At 40.8% G+C, this 19,924-nt stretch carries 20 protein-coding genes; 10 read left to right on the top strand and 10 right to left on the bottom strand.

Translation table 11 applies throughout. The features are described 5' to 3' along the window. Window positions 1-47 precede the first annotated feature (47 nt). Together B9T36_RS04965 and B9T36_RS04960 are read right to left on the bottom strand one after the other, a co-directional pair. Complete coding sequence (locus B9T36_RS04965) at window positions 48-413, bottom strand: hypothetical protein (RefSeq protein WP_086208440.1); 366 nt, start codon at window positions 411-413, stop codon at window positions 48-50. A 111-nt stretch (window positions 414-524) separates the two neighbouring features. Beyond that, complete coding sequence (locus tag B9T36_RS04960; RefSeq protein ID WP_086208439.1) at window positions 525-2,357, bottom strand: phosphoenolpyruvate carboxykinase (GTP); 1,833 nt, start codon at window positions 2,355-2,357, stop codon at window positions 525-527. Between the two features lie 414 nt (window positions 2,358-2,771). On the opposite strand from B9T36_RS04960, the gene B9T36_RS04955 reads away from it, so the two are divergent. The 5 genes from B9T36_RS04955 (at window position 2,772) to B9T36_RS04935 (ending at window position 7,685) form a co-directional block, all read left to right on the top strand. After that, on the top strand, window positions 2,772-3,695 hold the full coding sequence (locus B9T36_RS04955) for a diacylglycerol/lipid kinase family protein (protein WP_086208438.1): 924 nt from the start codon (window positions 2,772-2,774) through the stop codon (window positions 3,693-3,695). Continuing rightward, window positions 3,692-4,468 (top strand): metallophosphoesterase family protein, encoded by a 777-nt coding sequence (locus B9T36_RS04950; protein WP_086208437.1) that lies wholly within the window; start codon window positions 3,692-3,694, stop codon window positions 4,466-4,468. The genes B9T36_RS04955 and B9T36_RS04950 overlap by 4 nt, the downstream gene beginning before the upstream one ends. A gap of 194 nt (window positions 4,469-4,662) precedes the next feature. Then, a complete protein-coding gene (locus tag B9T36_RS04945; protein WP_010326285.1) occupies window positions 4,663-4,953 on the top strand; it encodes a co-chaperone GroES in 291 nt (96 codons plus the stop codon). 67 nt (window positions 4,954-5,020) lie between these two features. After that, window positions 5,021-6,655, top strand: a complete 1,635-nt coding sequence (gene groL / locus B9T36_RS04940; RefSeq protein ID WP_086208436.1) for a chaperonin GroEL — start codon at window positions 5,021-5,023, stop codon at window positions 6,653-6,655. Between the two features lie 421 nt (window positions 6,656-7,076). Next, window positions 7,077-7,685, top strand: coding sequence for a 1-acyl-sn-glycerol-3-phosphate acyltransferase (locus B9T36_RS04935; RefSeq protein WP_171264412.1), 609 nt, complete (start codon window positions 7,077-7,079; stop codon window positions 7,683-7,685). Between the two features lie 56 nt (window positions 7,686-7,741). Here B9T36_RS04935 and B9T36_RS04930 read toward each other — a convergent pair whose 3' ends face one another. The 4 genes from B9T36_RS04930 to mrdA all read right to left on the bottom strand — a co-directional run bounded on the left by B9T36_RS04930 (window position 7,742) and on the right by mrdA (window position 11,692). Further along, window positions 7,742-8,080: a hypothetical protein gene (locus B9T36_RS04930; RefSeq protein WP_086208434.1), complete on the bottom strand. Its 339-nt coding sequence runs from the start codon at window positions 8,078-8,080 to the stop codon at window positions 7,742-7,744. A gap of 160 nt (window positions 8,081-8,240) precedes the next feature. Continuing rightward, window positions 8,241-8,978, bottom strand: a complete 738-nt coding sequence (locus B9T36_RS04925; RefSeq protein ID WP_086208433.1) for a sulfite exporter TauE/SafE family protein — start codon at window positions 8,976-8,978, stop codon at window positions 8,241-8,243. 114 nt (window positions 8,979-9,092) lie between these two features. Further along, a complete protein-coding gene (gene rsmD / locus B9T36_RS04920; RefSeq protein WP_086208432.1) occupies window positions 9,093-9,647 on the bottom strand; it encodes a 16S rRNA (guanine(966)-N(2))-methyltransferase RsmD in 555 nt (184 codons plus the stop codon). A 2-nt stretch (window positions 9,648-9,649) separates the two neighbouring features. Beyond that, the gene (gene mrdA / locus B9T36_RS04915) at window positions 9,650-11,692 is read right to left on the bottom strand and encodes a penicillin-binding protein 2 (protein WP_086208431.1); all 2,043 of its coding nucleotides are present in this window, start codon (window positions 11,690-11,692) and stop codon (window positions 9,650-9,652) included. 240 nt (window positions 11,693-11,932) lie between these two features. Here mrdA and B9T36_RS04910 point away from each other — a divergent pair, with 240 nt between their 5' ends. The 4 genes from B9T36_RS04910 to B9T36_RS04895 all read left to right on the top strand — a co-directional run bounded on the left by B9T36_RS04910 (window position 11,933) and on the right by B9T36_RS04895 (window position 14,848). Next, window positions 11,933-12,451 (top strand): hypothetical protein, encoded by a 519-nt coding sequence (locus tag B9T36_RS04910; RefSeq protein ID WP_086208430.1) that lies wholly within the window; start codon window positions 11,933-11,935, stop codon window positions 12,449-12,451. A 63-nt stretch (window positions 12,452-12,514) separates the two neighbouring features. After that, window positions 12,515-13,831 (top strand): hypothetical protein, encoded by a 1,317-nt coding sequence (locus tag B9T36_RS04905; protein ID WP_086208429.1) that lies wholly within the window; start codon window positions 12,515-12,517, stop codon window positions 13,829-13,831. A 77-nt stretch (window positions 13,832-13,908) separates the two neighbouring features. Then, entirely contained in the window at window positions 13,909-14,568 is a 660-nt protein-coding gene (adk, locus tag B9T36_RS04900; protein ID WP_086208428.1) for an adenylate kinase, read from the top strand. Window positions 14,569-14,650: 82 nt separating this feature from the next. Beyond that, window positions 14,651-14,848: a hypothetical protein gene (locus B9T36_RS04895; protein ID WP_086208427.1), complete on the top strand. Its 198-nt coding sequence runs from the start codon at window positions 14,651-14,653 to the stop codon at window positions 14,846-14,848. Between the two features lie 10 nt (window positions 14,849-14,858). Here the strand turns inward: B9T36_RS04895 and nth are convergent, their stop codons facing one another. Both nth and B9T36_RS04885 read right to left on the bottom strand, forming a co-directional pair. Further along, the gene (gene nth, locus B9T36_RS04890; RefSeq protein WP_086208426.1) at window positions 14,859-15,572 is read right to left on the bottom strand and encodes an endonuclease III; all 714 of its coding nucleotides are present in this window, start codon (window positions 15,570-15,572) and stop codon (window positions 14,859-14,861) included. A gap of 3 nt (window positions 15,573-15,575) precedes the next feature. Continuing rightward, window positions 15,576-16,370: an RnfABCDGE type electron transport complex subunit B gene (locus B9T36_RS04885; RefSeq protein ID WP_086208425.1), complete on the bottom strand. Its 795-nt coding sequence runs from the start codon at window positions 16,368-16,370 to the stop codon at window positions 15,576-15,578. Window positions 16,371-16,717: 347 nt separating this feature from the next. On the opposite strand from B9T36_RS04885, the gene gdhA reads away from it, so the two are divergent. After that, window positions 16,718-18,061 (top strand): NADP-specific glutamate dehydrogenase, encoded by a 1,344-nt coding sequence (gene gdhA, locus B9T36_RS04880; RefSeq protein ID WP_086208424.1) that lies wholly within the window; start codon window positions 16,718-16,720, stop codon window positions 18,059-18,061. 73 nt (window positions 18,062-18,134) lie between these two features. Here the strand turns inward: gdhA and B9T36_RS04875 are convergent, their stop codons facing one another. Together B9T36_RS04875 and B9T36_RS04870 are read right to left on the bottom strand one after the other, a co-directional pair. Then, window positions 18,135-18,914, bottom strand: coding sequence for an META and DUF4377 domain-containing protein (locus tag B9T36_RS04875; protein ID WP_086208882.1), 780 nt, complete (start codon window positions 18,912-18,914; stop codon window positions 18,135-18,137). A 140-nt stretch (window positions 18,915-19,054) separates the two neighbouring features. After that, a complete protein-coding gene (locus tag B9T36_RS04870; protein ID WP_086208423.1) occupies window positions 19,055-19,831 on the bottom strand; it encodes a dioxygenase in 777 nt (258 codons plus the stop codon). Between the last annotated feature and the right edge of the window lie 93 nt (window positions 19,832-19,924).

Below are 19,924 nucleotides of genomic sequence, written 5' to 3'. Positions count from 1 at the left end.
AGTAGAGCATTGGGATTAAAAAAAGCCGCTTGCGCGGCTTTTTAAGCTTAGATTTCAATACCACCTAATTGTTTGCAGTCCACAGGTGTTTTCCATTTCACAGCAGTACCCCAAACCACTGGACGAACAATACGCCAAGGCCAGAATCCAAATCGTTGGCTTGCATTGTAATTAATCACCACATTGCCACCCACTTGGTGCGCGCGTTCAGCAAAGCGTGGATAAAGTTCTTCCACACTGCCATAAGTGCCTTTAGCAACTTTAATGCGTTTTTTGATGTCAAATTGAGTAGAGTCTGGAGTACCTTTAATGGCACAGACGTGCAGTGTAGATGTTGTTGTTGGTTCAGTTTGAGCCATTGCTAGGCTTGATACACCAACTAGACTGATGGTTAGCATGAGTGTTTTGAACATAGTTTTCCCCTTTGATGTTTCTTTTTGATTTATAAAGTTAAATTTTTAAAATATTTGAAAGATTGAAAAAAGACCGCTTATGCGGTCTTTTTTGAGAGCTTAATTTAAAGGTTAAGCAGATTTTTTCACAGCTTCTAAAAGTTCGTTTTGACGAGTTTTAAGAGCAGCTGGTAAGCGTTCACCAAGTTTATTGAACAACTCAGTATGACTTTCAATTTCTTTGATCCATTGATCTTTATCTTGAGAAGTCACAAGTTCAAATTGAGCTTTAGTAAAGTCAGAACCTGTCCAGTTTAATTGCTCATAAGTTGGTACTAAACCAATTGGAGTCTCAACAGCATCAGCACGGCCTTCACAGCGGTCAATGATCCACTCAAGAACACGCATGTTTTGACCAAAACCAGGCCATACAAAGTTACCTTCAGCATCACGACGGAACCAGTTCACGTTGTAAATGCCTGGGAGTTTGTTGCCTGCAGCTTTTGCTTTTGCTGCAACTTCTTCACCAAGTTCTAACCAGTGAGAGAAGTAATCCGCCATGTTGTAACCCGCAAATGGAAGCATTGCGAATGGGTCGCGACGAACGACACCTTGTTGACCTACAGCAGCTGCAGTTGTTTCAGAGCCCATAGTTGCAGCTTTATAAACACCATCTACCCAGTCAAATGCTTCTGAAATAAGAGGCACTGTGTCCGCACGACGGCCACCGAAGATGAATGCAGAAATCGGTACGCCTGCTGGGTTTTCCCAGTCAGCATCAATAGAAGGACATTGACCTGCTGAAACAGTAAAGCGTGCATTCGGGTGAGCTGCTTTTTCTTCACCAGTGTGCGGTTGACCTTTCCAATTAGTTAGGTTAGCAGGCACTTCTTTAGAAAGACCTTCCCACCATACTTCACCGTTGTCTGTTACAGCAACGTTGGTATAGATAACATCTTTAGTTAATGTTGCCATACAGTTTGGGTTCGTCTTGGTATTTGTACCAGGCGCTACACCAAAGAAACCAGCTTCAGGGTTGATCGCATATAAGCGACCATCTTCACCTGGTTTGATCCAAGCAATATCGTCACCTACGGTTTCAATTTTCCAACCTTCGTAACCCGCTGGTGGAATCAACATAGCAAAGTTCGTTTTACCACATGCAGAAGGGAATGCTGCTGCGATGTAGTGTTTCTCGCCTTGTGGATTTGTTACGCCAAGGATCAGCATGTGTTCAGCTAACCAGCCTTGTTGACGACCCATAGAAGAAGCAATACGTAAAGCTAGGCATTTTTTACCTAACAATGCGTTACCACCGTAACCTGAACCATAAGACCAAATTTCACGTGTTTCTGGATAGTGAACGATCCATTTTTCAGGATTGCAAGGCCAAGCCACGTCTTTTTCGCCGATCGCAAGTGGAGCACCTACTGTATGAACACAAGGAACATATTCGCCATCAGTACCTAATACGTCATAAACAGCTTTACCCATACGAGCCATTTTAGACATACTGACTGCTACATAAGGAGAGTCAGTAAGTTCGATACCAATGTGTGCAATATGAGAACCTAAAGGACCCATAGAGAACGGTACTACATATAAAGTACGACCTGCCATTGAACCGTCGAACAAACCATTTAGACGAGCACGCATTTCAGCAGGCTTTTCCCAGTTGTTTGTTGCGCCAGCATCTTCTTGTTTTTCAGAACAGATGTATGTACGACCTTCAACACGAGCAACGTCAGAAGGGTCAGAATTTGCAAGATAAGAACCAGGATGTGTTTCTTGGTTAAGCGCTTGCATCGTGCCGTTAGCGATCATCAAGTCGATATAACGTTGATATTCTTCTTCGCTACCGTCACACCATTCAATTTTCGCTGGTTTTGTTAATTTTGCAATTTCTTCCACCCATGCAATAAGCTTAGGGTGACGAACGAATTCTGGTGCGTTCACTTGGGTCATGGTGAGGCCTATCTCAAATATGTACACAGTTGTACAAAGTACAATCTCAACAATAGATTTACTGCTGAGATGAAAAGATGAAAAAAAAGTGGCTGTATTAAAGCATAATTTGATAAAAAAAATAAGACCAAAGCCGTATCTAAATTATGAACAATTTTGTAAAGGTATTTCATTTTAATTATTAAAAAACAATATTTTACTTTAATTTTATTGCTTTATTTGATGTATTTATTATATTTATGAGTATTATTCATTTAAAATATTTAAATTAAAAACAATGGTTTATAAATATTTTGTGATTGAGATTTATTATTGATTAAATAAATGAACGTCATTTGATTTTTACATAACCAAACTGTTAACTGTTGAATTTTTGGACAAAAATAGAGTAATTACTTTATGGAAGAGTGCGGGATGTCTGAGCAGTTAAAACCTTTGTCACTTATTTATAACAAAAAATCAGGTTTTCATGCCACAAATAAAGATGAAGTGTATGAACAACTGCTAGCCGATCTGAGTACTGCTGGTTTTGAAATACAGTCATTTGAGTTAAGTGAGTGCATGGACTTTGATCAGATGATGCAAGAGGTTTTATTACGTCATCGACAAGCAGAACATATAGGTGTTGTGGTTGCTGCAGGTGGAGACGGAACATTAAATGCAGTCGCTTCAAAGCTAATGGGTACTGATATTCCTATGGGAATATTGCCTTTAGGTACATTTAACTATGTAGCACGGGTCTTGAATATCCCGCTAGATTTATTAGAAGCGGCACATGTGATTGGCACGGGGAAAACACGTTCTGTGCATGTGGCACAGCTCAATCAACACATTTACCTGAACAATGCTAGCTTAGGGTTATATCCTTTATTTATTCAAAAGCGAGAACAGTTTAATCAGCATTTTGGACGTTTTCCATTGCATGCGTATACCTCGGCATTGGATGTTCTTATTCGTAACCGTAAAGAGTTAAAACTTGAGGTTGAAGTTGATGGGCAGCTTTATCCTGTTAAAACGCCATTGATTTTCTTTGGAAATAATCAGCTTCAATTGGCTGAAATGAAATTGCGTATTGCAGAAGCTGCCGAAGCTGGAAAGGTAGCAGGGGTGGTTGTTGCAAAAAGTGATAAACGCACACTGTTTAAAACCTTGTGGCAACTGATTAAAGGCAATTTGGATCAGGCTTCCGATGTTTATAGCTTTGCCGCAGATGAAGTGATTGTGCATTCAAAGCATAACAAGCTTACGGTTGCCGTAGATGGTGAAATCATTATGATGAAACCGCCTCTAAAAATTACAGTACGTAAACATGCACTGAATATCATGGTTCCTGCATGATTTTACATTTGTCTGATTTACATTTCGGCACAGAACGCGAAGCCTGTTTGCAGGCTATTCATCTGTTATGTGAGGAACATCCTTTTGAAGCCGTAGTGGTCAGTGGTGATTTAACCCAGCGTGCACGGTTTATTCAGTTTTATGCTTGTCGGCAGTTTTTAGACAGTTTGAATTTACCGTATTTGGTGGTGCCAGGAAATCATGATATCCCGCTGTACCATATTTGGAATCGTTTTTTTAATCCATTTGCACGTTATCAACTGTTTTTTGGGGGGATGGAAAACACCTTAGAAACTGAACACTTTTATGTCATAGGCGTGAACAGTATTCGGAGGCGTTACCACACACGGGGGCATATTTCACTGAGCCAAATTCAAGAGATTGACCTGAAATTACAACTAGCACCTGCACACAAAATAAAGCTGATCGCCGCGCATCAACCTTTTTATACGCCACCAGACCATAGTCATGGTGTGAAAGACTGTCCAATGCTTGGTCGTATTGCGCTGGAGCAATGGAGTCAACAGGGTTTAAATGGGCTCTTGCATGGGCATTTGCATCATCCAGCAGTCTATGATCTGAATCAGATTTATCAACTTGGAGTATCACATCCTGTATTGGATATTCATGCTGGAACAGCGACATCTTATCGTTTACATGGTGGACGACCGAATAGCCTAAATATTATTTTAAATAATGCAGATGTGCAGCATTTGAGCTTTAATTCTGCAATAAATCGCTTCGAGTTGATGCAGAAAAATATCTCAGATTGATTTGTGTGTCTAAACTTTGATTAGGTTTGCTTAAAAAGAGCGCAAAAATATAAAAATATTTTGTATTTGCCCTTGAAGCCCTTTTTTCCATCCCCACAAAAGTGTCATATCAAAATTTTGTTGATGACCTAGGAATAAGAAGTCATCTTCACATCGTAATCAATGACATTCTGAAAATGTCTATGGAGTTAGAAATGAGCAAAATTCGTCCTTTACATGACAACGTTGTGATTCGCCGCGTAGAGAAAGAAACTAAAACTGCTGGCGGTTTGATTTTGAGCACTTCTGCTGCTGAACAGCCAGCTCAAGGTGAAATTATTGCAGTAGGTAATGGCAAAATCACAGACAATGGCGTTCGTGCTTTAGACGTAAAAGTGGGCGACAATGTACTGTTCGGTGCTTATGCAGGCACTAAAGTTAAGGTTGAAGGCGAAGAGCTTCTAGTAATGAAAGAGTCTGATATTTTAGCAGTTCTTGAAGGTTAATTCGGAACGGTCATTTGCTGTTTAAGCAATACAATTGATTAAAATTTAAGAATATTTGGAGTTAAGCATGTCAGCTAAAGATGTAAAATTTGGTGATTCAGCACGTTCTAAAATGATTGCAGGCGTAAACGTACTTGCAGATGCTGTAAAAGTGACTTTAGGCCCTAAAGGCCGTAATGTTGTGATCGACCGTTCTTTCGGCGCACCGCACATCACTAAAGATGGTGTAACTGTTGCGAAAGAAATTTCTCTAAAAGACAAATTTGAGAACATGGGCGCTCAATTGGTTCGTGAAGTATCTTCTAAAACCAATGACATCGCGGGTGACGGTACAACAACAGCAACTGTACTCGCTCAAGCAATTTTAAATGAAGGCATCAAGTCTGTAACTGCGGGCATGAACCCAATGGACTTGAAACGTGGTATTGACCTTGCAGTTAAAGCATTGGTTGCTGAAATTAAAGCAACAGCAAAACCTGCTTCTGATACTAAAGCGATTGAACAAGTGGGTTCAATCTCTGCAAACTCTGACGAAACTGTAGGTAAACTCATTGCACAAGCAATGGAACGCGTAGGCAAAGAAGGCGTGATTACCGTTGAAGAAGGTTCAGGCTTTGAAGATGCTTTGGACGTTGTTGAAGGTATGCAGTTTGACCGTGGTTATATCAGCCCGTATTTTGCAAACAAACAAGACACTTTAACTGCTGAACTTGAAAACCCATTCATTCTTCTTGTTGATAAAAAAATCAGCAACATCCGTGAATTGATTACTGTGCTAGAAGCTGTTGCTAAAACAGGTAAACCACTTTTAATCATCGCTGAAGATGTTGAAGGTGAGGCTTTAGCTACACTGGTTGTCAACAACATGCGTGGCATTATTAAAGTATGTGCGGTTAAAGCACCAGGTTTTGGTGACCGTCGTAAAGCAATGCTTCAAGATATCGCAATCTTGACTGGTGCGACTGTGATTTCTGAAGAAGTGGGCATGACGTTAGAGCAAGCTTCTCTTCAAGACTTAGGTACTGCGCACAAAATTACAGTATCTAAAGAAAATACTGTGATTGTTGATGGTGCTGGTGATGCAACTCAAATTGCTGAACGTGTCACTCAAATCCGTGCGCAAATTGAAGAGTCGACGTCTGAATACGACAAAGAAAAACTTCAAGAACGCGTTGCTAAATTGGCAGGCGGTGTAGCTGTGATCAAAATTGGCGCAGCGACTGAAGTTGAAATGAAAGAGAAAAAAGACCGTGTAGACGATGCGCTTCATGCTACGCGTGCTGCGGTTGAAGAAGGTGTGGTTGCTGGCGGTGGTGTTGCACTGGTACGTGCTGCAGCTGCGCTTGATGGCGTAACAGGTGCAAACGATGATCAAAATGTAGGTATCAACATTTTACGTCGTGCGATTGAAGCACCACTTCGTCAAATCGTTGCCAATGCGGGTGATGAGCCTTCAGTTGTGATCAATGCCGTGAAAAATGGTCAAGGTAACTTTGGTTATAACGCTGCAACGTCTGAGTATGGTGACATGCTAGAAATGGGTATTCTTGACCCTGCGAAAGTAACACGTTCTGCACTTGAACATGCTGCATCTGTCGCAGGTTTAATGTTGACTACAGAATGTATGATTACTGACGTTCCAGAAGACAAGCCTGCAATGCCTGATATGGGTGGCATGGGTGGTATGGGCGGCATGATGTAAATACTCGCCTAGCGTTGCTAATCAAAAAATCCCTGCATTTCGCGGGGATTTTTTATTTGGGTAAGTTATTCCAAAAACTTGATTATTTTAACATTCAGCTCAGATTGGCTAGGTCGTTACCTTTTATCGCATTACATTTATTTCAATAAAGTCTGAATCAATCAATTAAATACGGTTGTCAGCAGTAAGGTTGATTGAATCATTTGTTGATTACTTTTAAGAGAAGGGCTATCTCGAATAAAACGATATTATTCACATTTATTCCGACATGATTTGTGATGGACTGATATTTCTTGAAATATTTGGAATTAAATAAAATATACATTTATAGATTAATTGCTGTTTTATTGATCTAAATCCGATGTATTTGATCTTCAGCATTGCTAGAATCTGCGCGAATTTTAGCAATGTGGTGTTTTTTGTGTTCGAGAAGCTTGCAGAACAAAGTTTAACCTTAATGGGGTGGCAGATTGATAATCACTGGGATTTGAATATCAATCAATGTGTCATGATTGCAGCGCCACATACCAGTAATTGGGATGCACTCTATGCGCGTTTGGCACTAAAAGCCTTAGGGGTGAATGTCCGTATCACGATAAAAGACAGTTATATGAAGTTGCCTTTTGGCCCTTTTGTCCGTGCTATGGGGGGAATTGGTATTGACCGTCGTCCAAAACATGAAGGTGAACCACGTCCAAGCATGGTGCAATTGATGAGTGATCTTTTTAAAGAACATCCTAAATTAGTCATGTTAGTCACCCCAGAAGGAACACGTGCTAAGCAGGAGCAATGGAAAACAGGTTTTTACCATGTTGCGATAAGTGCAGGTGTACCGATTGCATTGGCTTATATGGATTATGCAAAGAAAAAAACGGGAATCGGTAAAATTGTTTACCCTACGGGTGACTATGAGAAAGATATGGCAGAGATTATGGCATTTTACGCTGAAATTTCAGCGAAATTTCCGCAGAAGTTTAGTGTAGATACGCGTTATCATTCAGATTCTATGAAACAAGAAATTGAAGCATAATCAGTGATAAATCAAAAAAGACAGCACGCATGCTGTCTTTTTATTTGTCCAAAATTTTAAGGTGTGTTTTGAGCCGTGGTCGGTAAAACACCGCCTAAAGATTGACAGGCTGTAGTGTAGTTTTGTAGCTGGGTTTCTATAACTTCAGGTAGTGGCAGGTCAAAGATTTTATCGCCATGTTGATAGCTTTCTACATAAGATTGGGCTTTTTGTTTGCTGCTAGCAAGTATTTGTTCATGAAAACTGGTCATGGAGCTGTGATCAGCTTGGTCACGTTCAATATTTTGACAATCGAAATATTGTAATAGTTTTTCAGCTTGTTTAATTTCTTTAGATGAGCTGATGGAGCAGGCACTGACAAAGCAAAGACTAAAAAGTGCAAAATACGGTTTCATATATGCTGAATAGATGGTTTTTGAGAGTGGCGTTATTGTATAAATTTTTGTGAATAGTGAGAAAGCTTAAACATCGTAAGTTGCTTAAAGAAGTGGCAATTTTGACAGAAAGCACACAATTAAATGTCTAGATCGTTTGTCATAAAATGTTAAAAATCCGCTACTGATTTAAAAGGTAGCTGATACATAAAAAACAGCCTGAGCTAAATAAGAGTCCCAGTACGATTTGTTTAAATTGGCGTTCAGAAATTTTATAAAATAAGCGTGCACCTAGCATGGCTGGTATACTGACACTTAAAATCAAGATACCCATATAGGGTAAATGCTGTAGGCTTAAATTTCCACGAAGTAGGTAGCTAAATAGTGTGAATACTTGGATCGCAAAATTAAAATGTCTCAAAATAAAACGTTGTTGCTCTTTAGGTAGATTTTTTAACATGACCCAAGCAGAAGGAAGTGAGCCACAAAACCCGCCTAAACCGCCGAGTATGCCACCAATAAAACCAATACAGCTGTCGGCATATTTTCCTGAAGATTGAATAGAACGCATTTGTGGATTCAGGAGCATCAATGGACACCAAAGCACTAAAAATATACCAAGCATTAGCTTAAACATATCTGCTTGAATAATATCTAAAAGATAGGTTCCCAGTGGAACACCTAAAATGCCAGCCAAAACGTAGGGTGCAATAAGATTTTTATTGATCTGAAAAGATGATTCTGATTTTAAGGAGATAAGATGGCTCCATACAGAAGCAAAAACCACTAATGGTGCTGCTAACTGTGGTGCTAAAACCCATACCCAAAATGACATGGCAATTAAGGCAAAGGCAAAACCCGTTAAGCCCTGAACAAAACCAGCAACCATTGCACCTAAAATAAAGACCAGCCAAGTCATCGCATATATGCCGAAAATTTTATAGGATAAGTGATATTTCGTTCAGCCGAAAGCGACATAGATTTTACTAAAATTTTGAAATATCGAAACATAAAATGTCTTTGCTTTAGTAGCTTATGCTGTCTTTTGAAATAAGCCCGCACGTACAGTGCCAGCCTTGGTGCTCTTTACTTGAACCCAGGAGTTTGGAAGTTTTAGCAGATTTAACTCACGATCCGCTTCTACATAAATATAGCCATTCTTTTGAATCAGCGGGTCAGCCAAGAGAGCCAATTGTTCCCATAACTCTAGGCTATACGGCGGGTCTAAAAAGACCAAATCAAACTGTTCTTTTAGGTTGGGCAAGCTTTGCTGTGCTGTTGAGACTTTTAATTGTGCACGAGACTTAGGTACTTTCAAGAGCTCTAAGTTTTGTGTTAAAAACTGTGCTTGACTGCGGTCAGGTTCAATCATCACTACTTTTGAAGCACCACGTGATAGAGCTTCGAATGCCAATGCACCCGAACCTGCACAAATATCCAAAACATTGGTATTTTGCACATCCCACATAAGCCAATTAAACAAAGTTTCACGGACTCGATCAGGCGTGGGGCGCAAACCTTCAATATTGGCGAAAGGGAGTTGGCGACGTTTCCATTCCCCCCCGATGATACGAAGTTGATTTTTCATAATTAGTCTGGCTCTTCAGTAGCAGGGGGTGGAGTAGCTGAATGGTTAGTGTTCGGAGCTACTGTTGTACTTTGTACGGAGGTTGCTGAACGACCTTGTGGGGCTACTGCTGTATTTGCTGCGGGTGGCGTGCTGTCACTCGGCAACTCACCCGGTTTAATCCCCGCTGTCATGAGTCCACCACTGATTTGATGGTTTTGCGGACGAATTGGATTTTTATGGCGAGTTTGCAACCAATAATCTAGCACAGGGCGAGCTAGCTGAGCTGCTGATCCGCCGTGACGCCCATTTTCCCAGACGACCGCAATTGCAATCTCTGGATTTTCCGCAGGCGCAAAGCCAACAAATAAACCATGGTCGAGCTGACGTTCTGTTAAAAGTGCTTCGTTATAACGTTTACCTTGAGCAATACTTTTAACCTGTGCGGTACCTGTTTTACCTGCAATTTTATACATTGGTGTACGAATACCACGTCCTGTACCCGTTTCCACGACATCGACCATAGCATCACGCATTTTTACCCAGTCTTCGTCTGTACCATTGAACTGAATTCGACCATCAGGTGCATTTAGGTCTTTATGTGGTTTTGCGCCTTTACTGGTTTGTAAAACATGTGGAATTACATGTGAACCATGATTCGCAGTAATGGCAGTTGCCATGGCTAATTGTAGGGGGGTTGCGGTAAAAGCACCTTGTCCAATACTGACAGAAATGGTTTCACCTTTAAGCCACTTGGCATCGCGAGTACGCATTTTCCATTCAGGGTTTGGATAAAGACCTGTGCTTTCACTTGGTAAATCAACACCTGTTTTTTCACCAAAACCAAACTGACGCATCCATGTGTTCATTTTTTCAATGCCCATGCGGAAAGACAGAATGTAATAAAAGGTATCGCAAGAAACAACTTGGGCTTTATGCAAATTGACCACGCCATGTCCTGACTTTTTCCAGTCACGGAATTTATGCGAATCTCCCGGCAGGGTGAAATAGCCGTGATCGGAAATAGCAGTACCCCAATCAATCAAGCCATAATGAATACCACCTAAACCAAACATCGGTTTAATGGTTGAACCAGGTGGATAAGCCCCTTGTACAGCACGGTTATAAAGGGGTTGATCAAGGTTGTCTCGCAGACCACTATAGTCGGTATGGCTAATGCCTGTCACAAACAGGTTTGGGTTAAAACTAGGACTTGATACGAGGGCGAGGATTTCACCTGTACGTGGGTCCATGGCCACAATTGCACCGCGACGACCTGCGAGTTGTTCTGTCGCAACGACTTGTAAGCCATAATCGAGTGACAGGTATAAATCGTTGCCACGAATTGGCTCTTTGCGACCTAAATGTCGTAATACATTGCCGTGAGCATCCGCTTCGACAGACTCGTTTCCAGGAACGCCATGTAGCAAATCTTCATAGGATTTTTCTACCCCAATTTTACCAATCAGGTTAGTGCCCGCATATAAGTCTTTATTGATACTTTTTAATTCTTTATCGTTAATACGTCCCACATAACCAATCACATGAGCAAATAGCTCGCCATGTGGATAGTAACGTGTCATTTGAGTTTCGATGTTTACCCCTGGAAATTGATATTTGACTTCACTAAAACGTGCAATATCGTTTTCATTCAAATTGAGTTTAATCGAAACACGCTCAGTTTTACGTGATGCTTTAATACGACTTTGAAAACGGTCAATATCTTCTTGGCTAAGTTCTAAAATGGGCGTTAGACGTTCAATTGTCTTATCAATATCTGGAACATCTGCACGGCTCATAGTGGCTGTGAAAACAGGATAGTTGTCGGCTAAGAGCACACCATTACGGTCATAAATATAGCCGCGGGCAGGGGCTAAAGGCTGTAGCCGAATACGGTTTTGGTCAGATGCGGTGGAAAATTCATCGTACTGTACCAGCTGTAAATACGCATAGCGGGAGACTAAAATCAGTAAGAAAAAGATCACAATACCCATGGAAATAAAGGTACGATTTCGAAAAATGCGCTTTTCTTGTTGAACGTTTTTTAAAGGAAAGTGCTGTTTCATACCAAATCGACTTAGACACATGGATAAAGAGGAATATACCTGCGCGCTATTCTAACGCATGTCTCCCTGTTTTGATATTTGTTATCACCTGTTCTGCTTTTCATTTTGACTAAACTTTGACTTTACAGACATTAAAAATGTAAATTCCTGTATATAAGTGTTTTCTAATTTCTGATACAGTCAAAATCCGATAAAAAGGGACCAATTACTAAAATAACATTACGGATAATGGTGACAATAATGACAAGAATTTATCCAGTGTTGGCACTTGTTGCCTGTGCAAACGTAGCCTACGCTCAAGATAATTCGTTTTTGCCAGAAGCAAAAATTCCTACAGATAGTGCTCAAACATGGAATGTGGGAGCAGGTGTAACGCAGAAACTACTGCACACTAACGTAGAATGGGTAAATCCTTATGGGATTGCTTATGCAAAAGCTGGGGTATTTATGAATGATGACTACCCAGTGGGTGGTCAGGTTGGTTTTAGATTTCCAGTTCATTTTACTGGCAAAGATAAAAATGGCTATTATTTAGGTGTCTATGCAGGACATATAGATAGTAAAAAAGTTGATGGAGAGTATGAGGCTCGCCTTGGTGGTGGTGTAGATCTTGCTTATGTGTTACTTAGTCCTGAGCGAATCAGTACATTCAGTGTAGGGATTGGTGCAGGGGAAAAACTCGAAACTAAATCGGGGGATGTTATTGTAGAAACCGAACCGAGACTACAATTTTCCTATACTTTAAGCTTTGGTTTATAGACACAATATCTTTTTTAAAACGCTATATAATTCAGTTAATAAAATTAAATATGGAAGTTATGCATGCTTGAGTACGTCAATCAGTTGTGGCAAACCTTTTTGAATAGACCCGATTTTTGGGCTGTACTCAGTATTATCCCTGTAACTGCATTTGTAACATGGGCGCATGTTTGGATGGCCCTGAAAATGGTCTTTTATCCGATTAACTTTTGGGGCTTCCATATTGGCCCTTTGCCTGTCGGTTGGCAGGGGATTGTGCCCAGAAAGGCAGGGCGTATTTCAGGCATTATTACTGATAATACTTTATCCAAGCTCGGTTCTTTGCGTGAATTTTTAGATGCAATGGATCCAGAGGATATGGCACGGATCATTGGTGAACAAGTCGGTTTTGAACTTGAGCATCTGATTGATGAAGTCATGATTGACCGCAATGCAGTGCTTTGGGAAAATTTACCTTATTCGATTAAACGTCGAATTTATGCGCAAGCACATAAACAACTTCCAGCTGTGCTCCGAGAATTAGTGACCGAACTGACCATGAACGTCGAGTCACTTGTGGATATGCGTGATATGGTGGTCAGCCAAATGGAAGGCGACCGCAGATTGATGGTTCGTATGTTCTTGAAAGTGGGTCAGAAAGAAATCAACTTTATTTGGCATATTAGTGCCCTCATCGGCATGTTCTTTGGTATCTTCCAAATGATTGTTTGGTTTGTAGTACCTTGGCATTGGACGGTGCCATTTTGGGCGGCAGTATGGGGCTTCTTAACCAACTGGATTGCGATTTGGATGGTGTTTAACCCAATTGAGCCACATTATGTTCGATACTTGCAACTCACTGAATTAACAAAAAATCGTAAGTTTCCATGGATTAAACCTGTGATTCCACGCATAGGGACTTATAATGTACAAGGCGCATTTATGAAGCGCCAAGAAGAAGTGTCTGATGTGTTCGCAAGTGTAGTCACAGAAGACCTGATTACGTTAAAATCCATCATGACTGAAATGATGTATGGCAATAAAAAAGACAAGACGCGTCGTATTGTCAAACGTCATATTAATGAAATCATGGAAACACCATTGGTGAGAACATCTTTGCAACTGTCTTTGGGGCCACGTGAATACGCAAAACTGAAGACGGACTTGATTGATCGTTCAATTGAAATTACGATGGTGCCTGTATGCGACCCAGCGTTCAATGCGAGCCGTGCACAGAAAATCTATCAAATGTTTAGAGACCGTATTCGAGAGCTAACGCCGAAAGAATTTCAAAACTTATTACGTCCTGCATTTCAGGAAGACGAATGGATTTTGATTTTATTGGGTGGGGTAACGGGCTTTATTGCGGGTACAATACATTTGTTTGTGGCTTTCTTATAATTAGATGCTAAAAATATGTCGAATTTTTCGACATGTACAAAGTGTCAAATACATTGTTTAAATGAGGATGTTTTTTTATGCGCATTATCTTACTCGGACCACCTGGAGCAGGTAAAGGTACACAAGCTCAGTTGATCTGTAAGCGCTACAATGTCCCACAAATTTCAACCGGTGATATGCTCCGTGCTGCAATTCGTGAAGGAACTGAACTCGGTCTACAGGCGAAAAGCGTGATGGACAACGGTGGTCTTGTATCTGATGAACTGATCATTGGTTTAGTGAAAGAACGTATTGCGCAACCTGACTGTGCAAATGGCTGTATCTTTGATGGTTTCCCTCGTACGATTCCGCAAGCTGAAGCTTTGGAAAAAGAAGGCATCAACATTGATCACGTGATTGAAATTGATGTTCCTGACGAAGAAATTGTACAACGTCTTTCGGGTCGCCGTCAGCACCCTGCATCGGGTCGTGTTTATCACATCGTTTACAACCCACCTAAAGTGGAAGGTAAAGACGACGAAACTGGTGAAGAATTGGTACAACGTCCAGATGACCAAGAAGCAACGATTCGTAAACGTTTAGGTTCATACCATACTGAAACTGAACAGTTGGTTGGTTTCTACCAAGGTCGCGCAGCGTCTGGTGAAAATGCACCAACTTATGACAAGCTGAATGGCTTACGTCCAATTGACGAAGTACAAGCGGATTTGTTTGCAATTCTTGATCAAGACAAATAATTGCATGTTATAAACATGGCAATGTTTTGACATTGAAAGAGCTCTAAGTCATATTAGGGCTCTTTTTCTTGATCCTTTTCAAATGGAGTCGCGTGTGGCACAAGTTGGAATCATTGTTTTAATTATTGTTGCTGTGGCGGTGTTATTAGGTTTGTTTTATATCAGCGCAAAAATGCTGCGCGATATCAGTCAACAAGAAAAAATGTCGAATAAGCAACCAGAACGGCAGTTGCATCCGAAGTTGCAGCAAGACTTAAAAGATAAATCCAATCAAAAATAAAAACTGAACTTTAATGTTCAGCTTCTATTATCGTTTTTGTGGCAATGCGTGCTGCACCAAATTCAAAACGATCTGGCCAGTTACATACATCTGAAACGATGCACTCATGACATTTCGGTTTGCGTGCGATACAGCAGTATCGACCATGTAAAATGAGCCAATGGTGTGAATCGACAATAAATTCTTTCGGTATGACTTTCACTAAACGGTGTTCGACTTCCAGCACATTTTTGCCGACCGCTAATCCTGTACGATTGCCTAAACGAAAAATATGCGTATCGACCGCCATGGTCGGTTGTCCAAAAGCAGTATTTAACACCACATTGGCTGTTTTTCGCCCTACACCGGGTAAAGCTTCCAAATCAGCACGGTTGTTCGGCACGATGCTATTATGTTTTTCAATCAGTATCTTACAAGCTTTAATGACATTTTCAGCCTTCGCATTATATAAGCCTATGGTTTTAATATAGGTTTTTAAACCATCTACACCCAAGGCATAAATCGTTTCAGGTGTGTTGGCAACTGGAAAGAGTTTATCTGTGGCTTTGTTGACACTCACATCCGTTGCCTGAGCAGATAAGGTCACGGCCACTAATAGCTCAAAAGGACTTGAATAATTCAATTCAGTTTTTGGGTTTGGGCGTTGTGCTCGTAAACGTTCAAAAAAGATTTGGATTTGCTTTTTGGTCATGTTTTTTACAGGTTTTCCGCTTGTGGTTAGCATGCTCTAAGCTTCCTGTAACTGATTAAGCTGTTGGGTTAAATCATCTAACAACAGACGCTTTTTGGTATCTTCACGCACGCTGAGTTGCTTTTCTAGTTTTTTGATTTGTACGCGTAATTTCGCCAGTTCAATGGTGGATTTTGCATCGAGTTTTACCGTCATTTCTGGTTCTTTTTCAATGATCTGAATATCAGGTACTGCATCGTTCTGTGCTGAAAATTGGGCAAATAACGCTGTATCAATTTCAGCACGAACTACTGGGCCTTTGCGGTGTAGACGCTGTTTTTCTTCACGCTGTATATGTGCGTAATAGCGTTGTCTTAGATCATCTTGCTCAGCTTTACGCAAGATTTCGGTCGGTATTCCGTCTGCATCTGGAATGAGGTCAATACAGTCGACAGGACAGGGCGGAATACATAGCTCACAACCTGTGCATAGGTCAGACAAAATGCTGTGCATGAGTTTACCAGAACCAATGATCGCATCTACTGGGCAGGCACTAATACATTTGGTGCAGCCAATACATTCATCCTCGCGAATGGTGGCTTTCATTCTCTGCGGACGGCCATCCGCCTGAATAGGCCAAACACTTTCTTCTGCGATGAATTTTGGCCGATTAAGCAACTGAGCCAATGCATCTGCTACAGGCTGTCCACCCGGGACGCATTTATTGGCAGCCTCACCTTCGCTGATGGCTTTAGCATAAGGCAAGCAACCATCACGATGTCCACAGAGCCCGCATTGGGTTTGGGGAAGGAGAGCATCTATATTTTGGATAAGTGAAATGTGCGAGTTCATGCGTAAACCGACCCTGCAACTGTATGTGCAGAGATACTAGGACAATTTAAGTAGATGCTGAATTTTACCATGTTTTTTTTGAATAATCTTATGTTCTAAAATGGTTCATTTGTTGCATCTTTTTTGCGCATAAAATTATTTTAAATCTGTGTTTTCATTGGTATTTTTTATAACCAGTTTTAAGACATATTTAATATAAATAATTGTTATATAAATGATAAATATGTTTTTTTGAATAAATGTGTTGTGAATTGTTGGGAAAAGATATTTAATTGTTTGCGCCAAAATTTAACATTGTTTATAAAATTTGACCAATTTTGATCCATTTTTTTGCTGAGGATTAAGCGTTGAAATATAACAGCCTTAATGAGTTTTTAGATTACGTGAAAACACGTGATGCACATCAACCTGAATTTCTACAAGCGGTAGAGGAAGTCATGACCAGCCTTTGGCCGTTCATTGAAAAAAATCCTCGTTATGCAGATCACGGTTTGCTAGAGCGTTTAGTAGAACCAGAACGTGCAATTCAATTCCGCGTTTCATGGGTAGATGATCAAGGTCAAACACATGTTAACCGTGCTTTCCGCGTTCAGTACAACTCGGCAATTGGTCCATTTAAAGGTGGTATGCGTTTTCATCCATCGGTGAATTTGTCTATTCTTAAGTTCTTGGGTTTTGAACAGACTTTTAAAAATGCACTCACCACACTACCTATGGGCGGGGGTAAAGGGGGGGCAGACTTCGACCCTAAGGGCAAGTCTGAAGGTGAAATCATGCGTTTTTGCCAAGCACTGATTATTGAGTTGTATCGCCACCTTGGTTCAAATACAGATATCCCTGCGGGTGATATTGGCGTGGGGGGGCGTGAAGTGGGTTATATGGCTGGCATGATGAAGAAGTTGAGCAATGACACTTCATGTGTGTTTACAGGCAAAGGTTTAAGTTTTGGTGGTTCTTTGGCTCGTCCTGAAGCAACGGGTTATGGCACAGTGTATTTTGCGGAAGAAATGCTGAAAACTCGCGGTGATAGCTTTCAAGCTAAAACGGTTACCATTTCTGGTTCAGGGAATGTGGCACAGTATGCTGCTGAAAAAGCAATGTATTTAGGTGCAAAAGTCGTTTCATTGTCCGATTCAGCAGGTACAGTATATGTCAAAAATGGCTTTACTGACGCGCTACTTGCTGAAGTGATGGAACTAAAAAATGTAAAACGTGGTCGTATCTCTGAGTTTGCTTCTAAGCATGGTTTTGAATACTTAGAAGGTCAGCGCCCTTGGTCTATTCCATGTGATATCGCTTTGCCATGTGCAACTCAAAATGAGTTAGATCAGGCCGATGCAGAAGCGCTTCTTGCAAATGGTGTGATTTGTGTAGCTGAAGGGGCAAATATGCCTTCAACTTTAGATGCGGTAGAAAAGTTCGTTCAAGCGAAAATTTTATATGCACCAGGCAAAGCATCGAACGCGGGTGGTGTTGCAACTTCTGGCCTAGAAATGTCACAAAATGCTTTACGTTTGGGTTGGACGTTTGAAGAAGTTGATGAGCGTTTACATGCGATCATGAAAGAAATTCACCGTAACTGTGTGAAATACGGTACACAAGAAGATGGCTCTGTGAACTATGTTAATGGTGCCAACATTGCAGGTTTTGTAAAAGTGGCCGATGCAATGCTTGCTCAAGGCGTATTCTAAGTTATATACACTTAGATCAATACTCAAGAAAAACCGAGGTATAGCCTCGGTTTTTTTCTAGGTCATTGAACGATTACAATGAGCCTTTTACCGCTTCACGTTCAATGATCATGTCTTGCACATAAGCATATTTGGATTGGTCAGCCGCAGGGTTTTGAATTTCATAACGCTTCACACGTACAATCTGACGCTCTTTCGGGTTATGCGTGAAACCATCAATATGGTTATAAAATAATGTCCAGTCTTTATCGACTTGGGTTTTTACCCCATTTTCAGCATATTTAAGTTCACGAACTTGTAGGCACTCCATACGAGCAACGCCTGTAGAACATGTTTTGGTCTCTGGTGAGATTTCTAAGAAAACAGTTTCACCTTGACTTTGATATTTCGATTCAGCTGTTTGCTTGCCTGTGAAAACAATTTTTTCACCATTCGCAGAGATCACTGTTAATGTTGGTGCTTCAGGATCATTGAGATTTAAAACGAAAGGCACTTTACGGTTGTCAAATAGGTTGGCTACGACTTTTTCTTGTGCCATGGCTTTCGGTTCACATGCCATTTGTGTTGCCATGAGGTTACCTGTCACGATTTGATTATTTTCAACTTTCCAGCTAGTCCCCATGCCGTTACAACTGGTTGCAATCCCTAGACGACCTGCTTTGTCAAAGTTTAAAACCAAAGGCTTGGGCGCATCTGTGGTATTCGCGCTCCAATGGTAGTTTGCAAGTGTTTGATCTGCATTTTGTTGTTGGAGTACAGACACAGCGATATCTCCTACTTTTTGGATATCAGAGGATTGGCAAGCGGCCAGTGCGAGTGGGAAAAGAGCAATCGCTAAATATTTTAATTTCATGGTTACAAGTTCTTGATTTAAAATAACAAGATCCATAATATCCGATCTTCTTTTTAAAAGAATGAATACATTCAGTTCTTTTCAGTTTCAGAATGTATCCATAAATATTTTTTTGTTAATTTATAATTAAAATTTATGTGTTAGTCGAAACGATAAATGTCCATACCCAGTGCACCCATGGTAAAGCTGCTATGTACAATATTAAAACGATGCCCTGTACCCATCGCAAAAAATATGGGCGCAAAGTGTTCTAAAGTTGGATGATTACGACGGACAAAAGGAATAGATTCCCAGTTTAAAACCGCATCATAGTCCTGATGACTGAGTTTTGCGACCACATGGTTCCGAAATGTCGATGCCCATTCAGGTACCGCTTGGGATTGGCCATGCCAAGACAGCTCAGCTAAGTTATGTGTGATACTTCCAGAACCAATCAGTAATACCTGCTGCTCACGAAGTGGCGCAAGCGTTTGTCCAATTCTATAAATCTCTTGGGCTGATAAGTTCATTGGCAGAGAAATCTCTACCACAGGAATGTCAGCATCAGGATACATATGTAGTAAAGGCATCCAAACGCCATGATCCCGCGGACGGGTGCCATTCGCATGTGCTGAAAAATTTGCTTCTGCCAACAAATTTAAGATTTCTTCAGCGAGCTGGGGTTGACCTGGGGCAGGGTAGCGAATGTCATAAAGTTCAGCAGGAAAGCCGCGGAAATCGTGCCATGTCTCAGGACGTATACCTGTACTTACTTCTAGTGCGTTACTTTCCCAGTGTGCAGACATAATAACGATGGCTTGTGGCTTTGGTAGGTTTAGGCTTAAACGGTGTAACGCAGGCCCAACTTGCTCAGGATTCAACGCAAGCATGGGGGAGCCATGAGAAATGAATAAGCCGGGGAGCGTTTGTAAGTTCATTGTGAAAGCCTAATAAAGGAAGATGAAAACAATTGTGTCAGATTCTGCTCATTTCAGTAATGTGAAAAACATCAACGTATTGTTCTGAAAATA

Origin of the sequence: Acinetobacter sp. ANC 4204 (assembly GCF_002135205.1) — a bacterium.
Classification (GTDB): domain Bacteria; phylum Pseudomonadota; class Gammaproteobacteria; order Pseudomonadales; family Moraxellaceae; genus Acinetobacter.
The sequence above is the reverse complement of the archived record's forward strand: the minus strand, read 5'-3'. Positions and strand labels throughout refer to the sequence as shown.

Bases quoted from the DNA above. Each gene is read 5' to 3' on its own strand.
- B9T36_RS04965 (WP_086208440.1), bottom strand. From the start codon at position 413: ATGTTCAAAACACTCATGCTAACCATCAGTCTAGTTGGTGTATCAAGC.
- B9T36_RS04960 (WP_086208439.1), bottom strand. From the start codon at position 2,357: ATGACCCAAGTGAACGCACCAGAATTCGTTCGTCACCCTAAGCTTATT.
- B9T36_RS04955 (WP_086208438.1), top strand. From the start codon at position 2,772: ATGTCTGAGCAGTTAAAACCTTTGTCACTTATTTATAACAAAAAATCA.
- B9T36_RS04950 (WP_086208437.1), top strand. From the start codon at position 3,692: ATGATTTTACATTTGTCTGATTTACATTTCGGCACAGAACGCGAAGCC.
- B9T36_RS04945 (WP_010326285.1), top strand. From the start codon at position 4,663: ATGAGCAAAATTCGTCCTTTACATGACAACGTTGTGATTCGCCGCGTA.
- groL (WP_086208436.1), top strand. From the start codon at position 5,021: ATGTCAGCTAAAGATGTAAAATTTGGTGATTCAGCACGTTCTAAAATG.
- B9T36_RS04930 (WP_086208434.1), bottom strand. From the start codon at position 8,080: ATGAAACCGTATTTTGCACTTTTTAGTCTTTGCTTTGTCAGTGCCTGC.
- B9T36_RS04925 (WP_086208433.1), bottom strand. From the start codon at position 8,978: ATGACTTGGCTGGTCTTTATTTTAGGTGCAATGGTTGCTGGTTTTGTT.
- rsmD (WP_086208432.1), bottom strand. From the start codon at position 9,647: ATGAAAAATCAACTTCGTATCATCGGGGGGGAATGGAAACGTCGCCAA.
- mrdA (WP_086208431.1), bottom strand. From the start codon at position 11,692: ATGAAACAGCACTTTCCTTTAAAAAACGTTCAACAAGAAAAGCGCATT.
- B9T36_RS04910 (WP_086208430.1), top strand. From the start codon at position 11,933: ATGACAAGAATTTATCCAGTGTTGGCACTTGTTGCCTGTGCAAACGTA.
- B9T36_RS04905 (WP_086208429.1), top strand. From the start codon at position 12,515: ATGCTTGAGTACGTCAATCAGTTGTGGCAAACCTTTTTGAATAGACCC.
- adk (WP_086208428.1), top strand. From the start codon at position 13,909: ATGCGCATTATCTTACTCGGACCACCTGGAGCAGGTAAAGGTACACAA.
- B9T36_RS04895 (WP_086208427.1), top strand. From the start codon at position 14,651: ATGGAGTCGCGTGTGGCACAAGTTGGAATCATTGTTTTAATTATTGTT.
- nth (WP_086208426.1), bottom strand. From the start codon at position 15,572: ATGCTAACCACAAGCGGAAAACCTGTAAAAAACATGACCAAAAAGCAA.
- B9T36_RS04885 (WP_086208425.1), bottom strand. From the start codon at position 16,370: ATGAACTCGCACATTTCACTTATCCAAAATATAGATGCTCTCCTTCCC.
- B9T36_RS04875 (WP_086208882.1), bottom strand. From the start codon at position 18,914: ATGAAATTAAAATATTTAGCGATTGCTCTTTTCCCACTCGCACTGGCC.
- B9T36_RS04870 (WP_086208423.1), bottom strand. From the start codon at position 19,831: ATGAACTTACAAACGCTCCCCGGCTTATTCATTTCTCATGGCTCCCCC.